Here is a 14,014-nt window from a genome sequence, read left to right on the forward strand (position 1 = left end):
TCAGGGAGAGAGAAGATGAAGATCAAAGATAACAGGGTAAGATATTTTATTTATGCTGCATTTTTTATGTTGTTTGTATATTTGGGATATAAAGTCCCATACTGCCTTGATGAGTGGAAGTGGGGACTTCCTCAGAGAGTGGAACTGATGAAGAGAGGCTTTTCGGGATATAATGGAAGATATCTGGGAAATATTCTGGCATTGCTGATCACAAGGTCAGAAGTGGCAAAAACACTTGTAATATCCATATGTATGGTGCTGATCGTATGGCTGATGGAAATGAGTGTGCGAAGAAAAACTTTTTCAGAAAAAGATAAGTCAGACCCGATTCTTCTTCTGAGCCTCATCTTATTGTTACTTGCTGTCCCGGCTTCCCTGTATGGGCAGAGCTATGGATGGCCGGCTGCTTTTGTTAATTACGAAGTTCCGGTGCCATTGTTTCTGGTCTATTTTATATGGACAGATGAGCTTTACAGAAATAAAGTGGAAAAATACTCATGGTTTCAAACTTTGGCAGTCATCCCACTGGGAATATGTGTCCAGCTATTCAGCGAAAATATAACGATCATTGTTGTTGCATATGCAGTATGGATGATGATTTACACTGGTGTCAGATACAGAAAGATTTATTTGATAGAAGTGAATTATCTGTGGTCCGCAATTCTGGGGGCGGTGGTCATGTTTTCTAATTCGGCATATTCCAGTGCGGCAGTGCATAATGGAAAAACCTATAAAAGCATTGATATGAGTGCAGGAGTACTGCTCCAGAGGTTTGTTGTCAGGATATGGACAAACCTGGTTCTGAATAACTGGGTACTGACAGTGATACTTGCAGTTTTGCTGACTGCTCTGATCCTGAAAAAAAGAAAACAAAGTTTTGCAGCAGCAGAGATGCTGGTCGTTTTCTGGGGCTACAGTGTGTACAGTATTTTTCACAGAATTTGTCCAGAGTGGACATTTGATGGAAACCAGGCGGTGGACAGAGGGATTATGGCACTTCTTTCCATGCTGTTTTTTATAAATATGCTTCTGTGTATCTGGATGTTTACAGAAAAAGAAGAACGAATTTCGATCTGTATTACATATCTCGGATCTCTGGCTTTTGCAGCACCGCTTATTGCGGCAGATCCGATCGGTCCGAGATGCTTTTATATTTCTTATGTATTTGAAGTGCTGACGGCAGCAAAAATTCTTCAATATTTTTTGAAAAACAGAGGAGAAATACAGGTTTTTTATCCGGCACTGATCCTTGCAGTAACAGTTTGTATTTCAGCCGTATTTTATGTGAGAATTTTTATGATAATAGGGAAGTACAGTGATTACAGAGCAGAGCTGATCGAAGAGGCAGTCGAACAGAATGCAGAGGAACTGACACTTCCGGTCATGCCATTCAGTGATTATACAGGATATACGGAACCGATAGATGAGATCTGGAACGAAAAATTCAAGGAGTTTTATCATATTCCGGAGAATATGACAGTCAGATTTGAATAGAATGTCCGTAATACAAGGACACATATCCTTGTTAAATAAACAAATTCTTAAATAAATCTAAAATTTTCCCTTGCAATCAGCTATAGCCAATGCTATAATCAAAAACATTAAAGCTTTAGCGAATGAAAGTGCGCGGGCTAAAGATTAAAGGAGGAGCTTTATTATGAAAGCATGGAAGAAAGCACTTAGTTTAACAGCAGCAGTAGCAATGACAGCAACAATGATGCCTGTATCTGCATTTGCAGCAGACGACGAGACTTTCAAGATCGGTGTTATCGGACCGATGACAGGTGACAACGCACAGTATGGTCTTGGTGTATACCATGCAGCACAGGTTGCAGCAGAAGAGATCAATGCTAACGGCGGATTCAACGGATACAACGTAGAGATCCTTGACGCTGGTGATGACCAGGCTGACCCGGAGAAGGCTGTAAACGCATACAACGACCTTCTGGACAAAGGAATGCAGATGCTTTGTGGTACCGTTACATCCGGTTCCTGTATCGCTGTAGGTGCAGAGGCAGCAGAGGATACATTCCTGTTCACACCATCAGCAACAGCAGTAGACAGCATCACATCCGGATCCAATGAATTCCGTATGTGTTTCACAGACCCGGCACAGGGAACCAAATCCGCACAGTACATCGGAGAGCATGCACTTGCTACAAAGGTAGCTGTTCTCTATGATTCATCCGCAGACTACAACTCCGGTATCAACGATGCATTCGTTGCAGCAGCAGACGAGAACGGTCTTGAAGTTGTAGCTGACGAAGCATACACAGCAGACAGCAACACAGACTTCTCTGTACAGCTCAAGAAGATCAAAGACAGCGGCGCAGAGCTTCTGTTCCTTCCTAACTACTATGCAGACAACGCACTGATCCTTCAGCAGGCACATGACGCTGGTATGGACGACGTTAAGAAATTCGGTGTAGACGGTATGGACGGTATCCTTGGAGTAGAAAACTTCGATACATCCCTCGCAGAAGGCGTTATGCTTCTGACACCATTCTCTGCAACAGCAGAAGATGAAAAATCTCAGGCATTTGTTAAAGCATATGAAGCTGCAAACAAAGATGAAGTTCCGAACCAGTTCGCAGCAGATACATACGATGTACTCTATGCTATGAAAGCAGCAGCAGATGCAGCAGAGATCACACCGGATATGGAAAATGCAGACATCAGTGCAGCTATGTCTGAGGCAATGCTCAGTGTAGAACTTGACGGACTTACAGGTAAAGCAAAATGGACAGAAGATGGCGAATGTGACAAAGAGCCAAAAGCTTTCGAGATCCAGGACGGCGCTTACGTAGAAATGGACTAATAAGATACTATATTCAGAGGACGGGGGACGGTTGCCTGTTATCACAGGACTGTCCCCCCTTTCTTGCACTAATAAGCCAATCAGTTAATAATTTAAAGAGGTGCATTATGAGCTTTTTATCATACTTAAAAGATGGAATCAGCCTGGGCAGTATCTATGCGATCATTGCCCTGGGGTACACAATGGTGTATGGTATTGCAAAAATGCTGAACTTCGCTCATGGTGATGTCATCATGGTCGGTGCATTTGTGATCCTTACCGCTGTTACCAAAGGAGGCATGTCTCCGGTGCTGGCTATCGTACTTTCTGTAATCTTCTGTACCGTTCTTGGTATGGTGATCGAGAAAGTCGCATACAGCCCGCTTCGTAAGGCGTCTTCCAACCTTGCAGTACTGATCACCGCGATCGGTGTCAGCTATCTGCTTCAGAACCTGGCACTTTTGATCTTCGGAGCAGATGCCAAGAGTTTCGTAACTGTTATCGATGTGCCGTCCGTGTCTTTATTTGACGGACAGCTTGTGATCAAAGGAATAACCATTGTAACGATCCTTACCTGTATCGTGATCATGGTCGGTCTGATGCTTTTTGTTCAGAAGACAAAACCGGGACGTGCGATGCAGGCAGTATCTGAGGACCGCGACGCCGCACAGCTCATGGGTGTCAATGTCAATGCGACAATCTCCATGACATTCGCGATCGGTTCCGGACTTGCAGCGATCGCAGGACTTCTTCTCTGCCAGACTTACCCGACACTGACTCCATATACAGGAGCAATGCCTGGTATCAAAGCTTTCGTTGCAGCCGTATTCGGTGGTATCGGATCCATTCCGGGAGCCATGGTCGGAGGAATCCTCCTTGGCGTGATCGAGATCTTTGGTAAAGCATATATTTCTTCGCAGGTTGCAGATGCTATCTGTTTCGGCGTCCTGATCGTAGTGCTTCTTGTAAAACCTACCGGACTGTTCGGCAAGAACATCCAGGAGAAAGTATAAGGGGTGGTCAGAATGAAGAAAACAATGAACAAAACAGTAAAAAACAATATGATCAACTATGGGATCGTGATCGCACTTTTTGTGATCGTACAGATCCTTTCCGGTACAGGACATCTGTCCAGACTTCTTACAGGTCTTCTGGTTCCGCTGTGTGTTTATGTGATCGCAGCGATCTCCCTGAACCTGGTAGTAGGTTTTTCCGGTGAGCTGAGCCTTGGTCATGCAGGATTCATGTGTGTCGGCGCGTATTCCAGTGCATTATTTTCACATATCGCAAGCGATATCCCGCAGGTTCCGAGATTTATCCTGGCGATCCTGATCGGCGCAGCAGTAGCAGCCGTGTTTGGTGTGATTATCGGTATCCCGGTACTTCGACTTCGTGGTGACTACCTTGCGATCGTAACCCTGGCATTCGGTGAGATCATCAAGAATCTGATCAACATCCTGTATATCGGTTTTGACGAAAAAGGACTTCACGTAGCAACAAGTGCCGCAAGTCTCAAACTGGAAGCAGGCGGCAAACAGATCCTCAAAGGTGCGCTTGGTATCTCCGGAACAGGTGCTCTTTACAAAGATGTCAAACATTACTTTTTCCCGATCGGAATCCTTCTGGTCCTTCTTACACTGTTCATCGTACAGAACCTTGTAAACTCCAGAAGCGGACGTGCTATCATGGCAACCAGAGATAACCGTATCGCAGCAGAATCCGTAGGTATCGATGTTACCAAGTTCAAACTTCTTGCATTCACGATCTCCGCAGCCCTCGCAGGTGTTGCAGGTGTTCTCTATGCACACAACCTTTCCATGTTAAAGGTATCCGGATTTGACTACAACATGTCTATCCTGATCCTGGTATATGTCGTACTTGGTGGAATCGGAAACCTGAGAGGTTCCATGATCGCAGCGATCATCCTCTATGCACTTCCGGAACTTCTCCGTGGATTTGCAAACTATCGTATGCTCATCTATGCGATCGTCCTGATCGTTATGATGCTCTTTAACTGGGCACCGGCAGCAAGAAACTGGAGAGCACGCGTAATGGAAAAGATCAAAGGCACTAAGAACAAAAAGGAGGCAGCTTAACCATGGCAATGTTGGAAGTAAATCATCTGGCTATCCAGTTCGGCGGTCTTCGCGCAGTTGACGGATTCAATGTATCAATCGAAAAAGGTCAGCTCTACGGACTGATCGGGCCGAACGGTGCCGGCAAAACAACAATCTTCAACCTTCTCACAGGTGTATACAAACCGACCGAGGGTATCATCAAACTGGACGGACAGGATATCACAGGTAAGAGCACGATCGAGATCAACAAAGCAGGTATCGCGCGAACATTCCAGAACATCCGTCTGTTCAAGGATATGCCGGTTCTTGACAACGTCAAGGTCGGACTTCACAATCATCATTCTTATTCTACCCTGACCGGAATCTTAAGACTTCCGAAATATCACAAAGTAGAAAAAGAAATGAATGAAAAAGCAATGGAGATCCTCAAGGTATTCGACCTCGACAAAGAAGCAGATACCCTTGCAGGAAACCTTCCATATGGTAAACAGCGTAAACTCGAGATCGCCAGAGCACTGGCAACCGATCCGAAGCTTCTTCTTCTGGATGAGCCGGCTGCAGGTATGAACCCGAATGAAACACAGGAACTGATGGATACCATCCGTTTCGTACAGAAACATTTTGATATGACCACTCTTCTGATCGAGCATGATATGAAACTGGTCGGCGGTATCTGTGAAGAAGTAACCGTACTGAACTTCGGACAGGTGCTTGCACAGGGCGAGACTCTGAAGGTTCTGAAAGATCCGGCAGTAGTCACTGCATATCTGGGAGAATAAGGAGGAAAATCAAATGTCAATGTTGGAAGTAAAAGATCTCCAGGTTTATTATGGTGTTATCCAGGCATTGAAGGGAATTTCCTTTCATGTAGAACAGGGAGAAGTTATCGCACTGATCGGTGCGAACGGTGCCGGTAAGACAACCACACTGCAGACACTGACCGGAATCATCCCGGCAAAAGCAGGAAGTATCATGTTTGGAGGCAAAGACCTCACAAAGACACCTGCACACAAGATCGTCGAGATGGGTATGGCACATGTACCGGAAGGAAGACGTGTATTTGCAGACATGTCTGTATACGAAAATCTTCTGATGGGTGCTTACACAAGAAAAGACAAAAACGAGATCGCACAGAGCCTCGAGATGGTTTACAAGAGATTCCCGCGTCTGAAAGAACGTACAGGACAGCGTGCCGGTACACTTTCCGGTGGTGAGCAGCAGATGCTTGCAATGGGACGTGCGCTGATGAGTAAACCGAGCATCATCCTGATGGATGAGCCGTCTATGGGGCTTTCCCCGATCTTTGTAAATGAGATCTTTGATATTATCAAAGAAGTAAGTGAAAGCGGCACAACCGTTCTCCTCGTTGAGCAGAACGCAAAGAAAGCCCTTTCTATCGCTGACAGAGCGTATGTCCTTGAGACAGGAAGCATTACTCTGGAAGGCAAAGCAGATGATCTGCTTCATGATGAATCTGTCCAGAAAGCATATCTGGGAGAATAAGGAGGAATCAATAATGGATCAGGTTGTAATCACAATTGCAAGACAGTATGGAAGCGGCGGACGTACCGTCGGCAAAATGCTGGCAGAGCGTCTGGGGATTTCTTTCTATGACAAGCAGATCATTCAGATGGCATCTGATGAGAGTGGAATTGACGTAAAACTTTTCGGCAAAGTAGAAGCGGGAGATAAAGTCAAGACTTCTCTTTTTGGCAGCAAGGCCAGCATCTACAAGGGAGACCTGCACCAGCCAGGCAGCAAGGATTTCATCTCCGATGAGAATCTTTTTAACTACCAGGCTAAAGTAGTCAACGACCTTGCAGAAAAAGAATCCTACGTGATCGTAGGACGCTGTGTAAACTATGTGTTCAAGGATCGTCCGAATACCTTGCGTGTATTCATTCATGCACCATGGGAGTTCCGTGTAGAGCAGGCTTCTGAGAAGATCTCCGGATCAAGAGAAGATGTGGAGAAATTCCTTCTCAAGGATGACAAGCGCAAACAGGACTACTACCATAAATTTGCAGGCGGTGTCTGGAACGATGCGACAAATTACGACCTTTGCCTGAACAGCGGCAAACTCGGATTTGAGAAATGCGTTGATGCGATCGAAGCACAGTTAAAGATCATGCTTGGAAAATAAAAGCCAGTTGGGGGCGGTGTTTTTAAAACACTGTCCCCGTTCTTTTTTTATGCTTTCATGCATATATTGAAGGGAGTACAGGGCAGGCAGGGTAGATATGAGAAAATTTTTTTCAGGGATAGTTGTTGTACTTCTATTGCTCATGGGAACTGTCTGGTCTGCAGGAAAAGAACCGGAGGCTGTACAGACGATCGGAAATAAGGCAGCCAGGCTTGTTGCAGGAGAGGGGATGCTCCGGCTGATGGAACAGGAACTTATGGAGCAGAGCCAGGCACATCCTGAAGTAGCACTGACCTTCGATGACGGTCCAAGTCCGAAATATACACCGCTTCTTCTGGATGGACTGAAAGAGAGAAATGTCCGGGCAACTTTTTTTCTTCTGGGCAAAAATGTGAAGGAGAATCAGGAACTGGTGCAGAGGATGCAGGCGGAAGGACATCTTCTGGGAAATCATACGTATAATCACGTGCAGCTTAACAAGATCCCGGAGACTACAGCCCGGCAGGAGATACTCAAAACAAACAATGAGATCTATGAGGCGACAGGAAAGTATCCGGAATACATGCGTCCTCCTTATGGAGCCTGGAAGAAAAACATGGAGCTCTGCGTCGAGATGCTGCCCGTATTCTGGGATATTGACACACTTGACTGGAAAAGCCAGAATGTGGATGCGATCCTCAAGGCAGCAGGAGAAGAACCGGAGGACGGTTCGATCATCCTTATGCACGACGAATATCAGACCAGCGTGGAGGCAGCCCTTCTCATTATCGACCGGCTGAAAGAAAAAGGTTATGAGTTTGTGACAGTAGATGAACTGATCGTACCATGACCATATCGTGAAAGGTTTGTGTTACTGTTCACTCCGTTCACAGTAACAGGTTTGTCATTGCTTTTTCTGCTCAATTTCGTTATACTGATATATAACGAGTTTATCAATTCAGCAGAAAAAGGAGTAAAAAATGGACAGATTCTTCAGTATGGATAATAAGTTTTTTACATTTATGGGAAAGGTCGCAGATTTATTTATTTTGAATATCCTATGTCTGATCTGCTGCATCCCGATCGTGACAGCGGGGGCATCGATCACAGCGATGTTTTATGTGACCATAAAGATGGTAAAGAACGAAGAGTCCTACATAATCAAGAGCTTTTTTAAATCTTTCAAACAGAATTTCAAACAGGCAACGGTGATCAACCTGATCATGCTTGTGCTGGCAGTGATCCTTTATGTGGATATGAGCATCGTAAAGCAGATGGGACAGCCGCTTGGACAGATCATGAATATTATTTTCCTTGCATTCAGCGTTCTGTATGTGATGGTATTCCTGTATATTTATCCAGTTCTGGCGAAATTTTATAATTCTACCAGAAATACGTTTATCAATGCGGTGCTGATGTCTGTTCGTCATCTTCCGTATACGGTCCTGATGGCAGTGATCTGTGCATGTCCGGTACTTCTGGTATCTTTTGCACCGACATTTAAAGTACAGGCAACGATCATCCTGATCTGTCTAGTGATCGGCGGGGCAGTGGTTGCATACTGCAACTCATTTTTCCTGGTAAAGATCTTTGAGAATTATATTCCGGAAGGCGCAGAGGACGGAGGAAAGGCAGAATGAGAAACTGGAATGGTAAACCGTACCATTCACTTGACTATATGCTGAGAGAGACCTTTGGCGAAAAGGTATACAAGGTGACGCTGAACGGCGGTATGTCCTGTCCGAACCGTGACGGGAAACTCGGAAGCCGAGGCTGTATTTTCTGCAGTGAGGGCGGAAGCGGTGATTTTGCGGCAGATGCGGCACTGACGATCACAGAGCAGATCGACAGCCAGATCGCTGTTTTGTCCGCGAAACGCCCGATCCATAAATATATTGCTTATTTTCAGGCATATACCAATACCTATGCCCCGGTGGAATATCTCAGGAAGATTTTTACAGAAGCGATTCATCATCCATCTGTGGTGGCACTGTCAATCGGGACAAGACCGGACTGTCTGGGAGAAGATGTTCTGGATCTTCTTACGGAACTGAACCAGATCAAGCCGGTATGGATCGAACTTGGGCTTCAGACGATCCACGAGCGGACGGCCGCATATATCCGGAGAGGATATCCTCTTTCGGTATTTGAGACAGCGGTGAGAAATCTTCGGGAACGTGGGATCGAAGTGATCGTTCACACGATCCTGGGGCTTCCGGGGGAATCCGAGGAGGACATTCTCGCTACCATGGAATATTTGAACCACAGAGACATACAGGGAATCAAACTTCAGCTTCTCCATGTGCTTAAGGGCACCGATCTTGCACAGGAATATCTGGAGGGCAAATTCCACGTATACGAAAGAGAAGAATATCTGAATCTGCTGATCCGGTGCATCGAGCATCTGGATCCGGAGATCGTCATACACAGGATGACAGGAGACGGACCGAAGGAACTTTTACTTGCTCCGCTATGGACAGGCAGGAAGAGAGAAGTCCTGAATCTTCTGCATCATCAGATGAAGGTATGTGACAGTTGGCAGGGGAAGCAGTATAATTTTGACCAAGTTACTGTGAACGGAGTGAACAGTAATAAGCAGTTTCACACCCTGTCAGAATAAGAAAGAGGTGACTCAAATGGCAGATCCATTTACAACGTATAAGCTGATCGTATTATATATGGCGAAGCACGCGACACAGGCACTGACAAATTCACAGATTTCAGAGTTTATCCTGGACCGGGAATATACCGATTATTTCCAGCTGCAGAAAGTACTGTCAGAGCTGACAGAGACAGAACTTCTCCACAAAAGGACGATCACGAACAGTTCTTACTATGAACTGACGGAAGAAGGACGCAAGACGCTTTCCTACTTCGAAAAAGATATCTCACAGGATATCAAGAATGAAGTCAAGGAATATCTGGAAAGTCGTGGCTGCAAAGTACAGGAGCGGATCCTGACCCCGGCTGACTATTATACGACCCCGCAGGGCGGATATGCCGTCCGCTGCCAGATCATAGAGAAGGATTCCTCTACGATCATGGATCTGAGCATGGCTGCACCGAACAAAGAAGCCGCCCAGGAGATCTGTCGGAGCTGGGCAGCGAAGTCACAGGATATATATGAAATGTTGATGGGAGAGTTGATCTCATAAAATAAGAGGGTGGAGCCGTTAAGCTTCACCCTTTATATGTTTCATATATTCGTTGAGAGTTTTCTCATATCCAAGATCCCCTGGTTCATAGAACTTCTCGCCCTCGATCTCCGATGGCAGATACTGCTGATTCACATAATGATTTGGATAATCATGCGCATATTTATATCCGATCCCTTTACCAAGCTTCTCATGCCCGCCATAATGTGCATCCTGCAGATGAACAGGAACCGTAGTCCTGGTCTTTTTGACAGAGTCCATGGCAGAAAAGATCGCGTTTACAGCGGCATTGCTCTTTGGTGCACATGCCATATAGGTGACTGTCTGTGAAAGAATGATCTGTGCTTCTGGCATGCCGACACGCTCAACTGCCTGGGCAGCAGCAACAGCCACACAGAGTGCTTGCGGATCTGCATTTCCGATGTCCTCAGAGGCAAGGATCATGATCCTGCGCGCAATAAACTTGATATCCTCCCCTGCGTAAAGCATCTTGGCAAGATAATAGACAGCCGCGTCCGGATCGGAGCCACGCATACTTTTGATAAAAGCAGAAATGATATCATAATGATTATCCCCCTGCTTATCATACTGGACCACACGCTTCTGGATGCATTCAGAAGCGACATCAAGCGTCAGATGGATATAACCGTCATCACTCTTTGGAGTTGTCAGGATCCCGAGCTCCACGGCATTCAGTGCACTCCGCGCATCACCGCCGGCCATATCAGAAAGAAATTCAAGCGCGTCGTCATCGATCACAGCACCATAATTCCCCATTCCCTTATCACAGTCATTGACTGCACGCAGGATCAGCGTGCGGATATTCTCCTGACTCAGAGCCCTGAGCTCAAAAATAATAGAACGGGAGAGAAGAGCACCGTTGACCTCAAAATAAGGATTCTCCGTCGTTGCACCGATCAATATGAGCGTTCCATCCTCCACAAACGGAAGAAGATAATCCTGCTGTCCTTTATTAAAACGATGGATCTCGTCGATGAACAGAATGGTCTTCTTACCATACATACCAAGCTGTTCCTGCGCTTCCTTTACGACCTGCTCCATATCCTTCTTGCCCGCAACCGTAGCATTGATCTGAGTAAAATTGGCACGGGTCGTATTCGCGATCACCTTAGCAAGCGTCGTCTTACCAGTCCCCGGAGGCCCATAAAAAATAACAGAAGTCAGCTTATCCGCCTTGATCGCACGATATAACAATTTATCCTTCCCCACAATATGCTCCTGCCCGACAACCTCATCCAGAGTAGTAGGGCGAAGCCTCGAAGCCAGAGGCGACTCCCGGTCCAGAGTCTTGGATTTGGCATATTCAAATAAATCCATAACAATACTCCAATCTGAAAAATTCGTACATTTGTTCCCAGTATACCTGCTTTTCAAAGGAAATTCAACTATCCACACCGTTTTGTTATGAAAATCACAAAATCCCTTGCTTATCACAAGTTAAAGTGTTAAAATACTAATATGTGAAATATAACAGAATGTAAGCTAAAGGAGCAGGAAAATGGGTAAAAAAATCAGGACGGAAGAGGTTGACCATCTTTTTGAGGCAATCCTTTGTTTGAAGAATAAAGAAGAATGCTATACCTTCTTCGAAGATGTATGCACGATCAACGAACTTCTTTCTCTTTCACAGCGTTTTGAGGTAGCTAAAATGTTAACTGACAAGCGCACATATCTGGACATCTCCGAAAAGACCGGGGCCTCAACCGCAACCATCAGCCGAGTAAACCGTTCCCTCAACTACGGAAACGACGGCTACGAAATGGTCTTCGAAAGAATGAAAGCCAAAGAAAATAAAACAGAAGAATAAATAAAAAACGGAGCCCGCAGGATCGAAGATCCCTACGGCTCCGTTTTTCTTCTCAATAATTTCCCCAACACCCAGGGCGACGCCGCAGGCACGCCCGTCCCCAGTCTAAAGCCGCGTGGCCAAGAAGGGGGGAGCCTGAGGGGGGAACTTCGGCCTTCGCAGACTCCGAGATACTTTCCCCCCTCAGGGGTTTTTCACTTCTGCGAAGTCATAAACTCATAAACATCTTTAGAAATCTTCGCAATAGTATTTTGCGCATCCGCATTACTTTTAACATCATTGGAAAGCACCGCAATCACATAAGGGTGCGTGGCATCGAAAACAATAGCAATATCGTTTTCAACCACTCCCAGCTTTGCGTCAGAAAGCTCCTCCGTCTTATTCGCCGTCTCAATCCCATCCGGCACCCCAACCGGGATCTTCGTCTTCACAGTCTGCCCCTTCAGCAATTCCAGCATATCGGAATCCGCCTTCTCATTAACAAGCGTTCCATTATAAATATCCGACAAAAGCCGACAACAATCCGAAGCACTCACATAATTATCATCCGTCGGTTCATTCGCAAGGAACTCCCTCCCAAGATGAGTACTGGTATACTCCCTCTCCTGACAAAATTCATTAACCACAGCCGCCCCCGCAGCAAAATCCCCATTTCCAAGCTGTCTCACCAGCTCATTTGCCGCATCATTATCACTAACCGTGATCATCTTCGTAAGCAGCGGCTTCAACGTCTTCTCATACTCCTCAGAAGCCGTATCCGCTCCATCCGGATAAACCATCTTATCATAAACCGCCGCCATAATAAACGCCTTAATAACACTCGCAGACTTCATCGCCTTCTCCGCATTCACCGTACTATACGCCTGCGTAGAAAGATCCATCGCAGAAACAGCCCAGCTTTCACCCTTCTTTTCCTGCACATCCACATAATCTTTTTCAATCTTATCTGTAAGTGCAGAAAGATGCTTCCCGATCGCAACCGTATCCGGTGCAACAATACTGAAATACTCATCAATACCATCCGCGACTGCCTTCGCCATCGTCTCATGATTTGCAGAATTGGTGATATACAGATCATCATTCTGATTACTCATAAATCCCATCTCAAGGATCGCAACAGGAACAGTACTCCAGTTGGTTCCTGTCATATTATCAGAAGAGATCACCCCAAGATTTCCAAGCCCGGTCGCATCACAGTAATGATTGATGATACAGCTTGCAAGCGTATTACTTTTCTCAATGATATCCTGATCCAGATACTGATTGGAAGAAGTAGGAGCCATCGTAAGCGCACCGGAAGAAGCAGAACTGTTATCGCCATTTGCATGGATACGCACCGTGATATCAGCACCTTTTTCCGTAGCAAGTTCTGCGCGTTCCTTGTTGCTGATAGCCGTGTCGTTATCCTCACGGGTCATAATAACATTATACCCACGTGAGATCAGCTCTTTCTGGAGTACAAGAGAAACTTCCAGATTCACTTCATATTCCGGAACTTTGGAAAAATTTCCGCTGGTTCCTGTCGTAGCTTTGTTTTTCGTCTGGGAAGATCCAGGAGCCATTGGTTCCTGTGCGCTCATATCCACCCAGGATCCCTGATGCCCGGCATCCACACAGACTGTGAAATTTCCCTGATTGGAAGTTTTGCTGTTTTCGGTGTTGGCATCAGACCAGTCCATGCCAGATGAGGAATCAGAAGAACTGATAGTACCCTCTTCTTCCTGCGCGTCAGTTTCATCTGTCGTTTCATCCTCTGTTTCAGATGACTGTTCAGAAGAAGACGGCGGTTTGATCATGGCCTGTCCTTCCTCACTTTCATAGGTGGTTTCCGAAGAAGCCGAAACGACTGCCGGTGAAACAAAGATCAGGCTGCCAAGCAGCAGTGCTGTCAAAAATTTTTTCATAAAGTACCTCCTGAAAACTGTTTTTTGTATATAAAAATTACAAATTTGCGAAACACTCTGCTATAATAAATATATACAGAGAGCAGAATTGATTTTCAAAAACTGCCGCTTTTATGATAAGCTATAATCA

Annotated in this window: 14 protein-coding genes; 12 read left to right on the forward strand and 2 right to left on the reverse strand. The window is 45.6% G+C overall.

Annotated elements, in window-relative coordinates; genetic code table 11:
• The first annotated feature begins 15 nt into the window (after positions 1 to 15).
• The 11 genes from DXC01_RS07365 (at position 16) to DXC01_RS07415 (ending at position 10,152) form a co-directional block, all read left to right on the forward strand.
• Positions 16 to 1,494, forward strand: a complete 1,479-nt coding sequence (locus tag DXC01_RS07365; RefSeq protein WP_118698631.1) for a DUF6056 family protein — start codon at positions 16 to 18, stop codon at positions 1,492 to 1,494.
• A 163-nt stretch (positions 1,495 to 1,657) separates the two neighbouring features.
• Positions 1,658 to 2,818, forward strand: coding sequence for an ABC transporter substrate-binding protein (locus tag DXC01_RS07370; protein ID WP_118698632.1), 1,161 nt, complete (start codon positions 1,658 to 1,660; stop codon positions 2,816 to 2,818).
• 107 nt (positions 2,819 to 2,925) lie between these two features.
• Positions 2,926 to 3,810 carry a branched-chain amino acid ABC transporter permease gene (locus DXC01_RS07375; protein WP_022213246.1) on the forward strand — a complete coding sequence of 295 codons (885 nt, stop codon included), beginning with the start codon at positions 2,926 to 2,928 and terminating at the stop codon, positions 3,808 to 3,810.
• Between the two features lie 12 nt (positions 3,811 to 3,822).
• Positions 3,823 to 4,893: a branched-chain amino acid ABC transporter permease gene (locus tag DXC01_RS07380; protein WP_022213247.1), complete on the forward strand. Its 1,071-nt coding sequence runs from the start codon at positions 3,823 to 3,825 to the stop codon at positions 4,891 to 4,893.
• 2 nt (positions 4,894 to 4,895) lie between these two features.
• Positions 4,896 to 5,654, forward strand: coding sequence for an ABC transporter ATP-binding protein (locus DXC01_RS07385; protein WP_022213248.1), 759 nt, complete (start codon positions 4,896 to 4,898; stop codon positions 5,652 to 5,654).
• 13 nt (positions 5,655 to 5,667) lie between these two features.
• A complete protein-coding gene (locus DXC01_RS07390) occupies positions 5,668 to 6,378 on the forward strand; it encodes an ABC transporter ATP-binding protein (RefSeq protein ID WP_022213249.1) in 711 nt (236 codons plus the stop codon).
• Positions 6,379 to 6,391: 13 nt separating this feature from the next.
• Complete coding sequence (locus DXC01_RS07395; RefSeq protein ID WP_118698633.1) at positions 6,392 to 7,018, forward strand: cytidylate kinase-like family protein; 627 nt, start codon at positions 6,392 to 6,394, stop codon at positions 7,016 to 7,018.
• A 97-nt stretch (positions 7,019 to 7,115) separates the two neighbouring features.
• Positions 7,116 to 7,847, forward strand: coding sequence for a polysaccharide deacetylase family protein (locus DXC01_RS07400; protein WP_118252079.1), 732 nt, complete (start codon positions 7,116 to 7,118; stop codon positions 7,845 to 7,847).
• 130 nt (positions 7,848 to 7,977) lie between these two features.
• Positions 7,978 to 8,637 carry a YesL family protein gene (locus DXC01_RS07405; RefSeq protein ID WP_022213252.1) on the forward strand — a complete coding sequence of 220 codons (660 nt, stop codon included), beginning with the start codon at positions 7,978 to 7,980 and terminating at the stop codon, positions 8,635 to 8,637.
• On the forward strand, positions 8,634 to 9,617 hold the full coding sequence (locus tag DXC01_RS07410) for a TIGR01212 family radical SAM protein (RefSeq protein WP_022213253.1): 984 nt from the start codon (positions 8,634 to 8,636) through the stop codon (positions 9,615 to 9,617). The genes DXC01_RS07405 and DXC01_RS07410 overlap by 4 nt, the downstream gene beginning before the upstream one ends.
• Before the next feature lie 16 nt (positions 9,618 to 9,633).
• A complete protein-coding gene (locus DXC01_RS07415; RefSeq protein WP_022213254.1) occupies positions 9,634 to 10,152 on the forward strand; it encodes a DUF4364 family protein in 519 nt (172 codons plus the stop codon).
• A gap of 18 nt (positions 10,153 to 10,170) precedes the next feature.
• Here the strand turns inward: DXC01_RS07415 and DXC01_RS07420 are convergent, their stop codons facing one another.
• Positions 10,171 to 11,490 (reverse strand): replication-associated recombination protein A, encoded by a 1,320-nt coding sequence (locus DXC01_RS07420; RefSeq protein ID WP_118698634.1) that lies wholly within the window; start codon positions 11,488 to 11,490, stop codon positions 10,171 to 10,173.
• A 181-nt stretch (positions 11,491 to 11,671) separates the two neighbouring features.
• On the opposite strand from DXC01_RS07420, the gene DXC01_RS07425 reads away from it, so the two are divergent.
• Positions 11,672 to 11,980: a YerC/YecD family TrpR-related protein gene (locus DXC01_RS07425; RefSeq protein WP_118252076.1), complete on the forward strand. Its 309-nt coding sequence runs from the start codon at positions 11,672 to 11,674 to the stop codon at positions 11,978 to 11,980.
• 194 nt (positions 11,981 to 12,174) lie between these two features.
• Here DXC01_RS07425 and DXC01_RS07430 read toward each other — a convergent pair whose 3' ends face one another.
• A complete protein-coding gene (locus tag DXC01_RS07430) occupies positions 12,175 to 13,884 on the reverse strand; it encodes a serine hydrolase (RefSeq protein ID WP_118698635.1) in 1,710 nt (569 codons plus the stop codon).
• Positions 13,885 to 14,014 lie beyond the last annotated feature (130 nt).

The sequence above is a fragment of the Blautia sp. OM07-19 genome, assembly GCF_003481595.1.
Classification (GTDB): Bacteria; Bacillota; Clostridia; order Lachnospirales; family Lachnospiraceae; genus Blautia_A; species Blautia_A intestinihominis.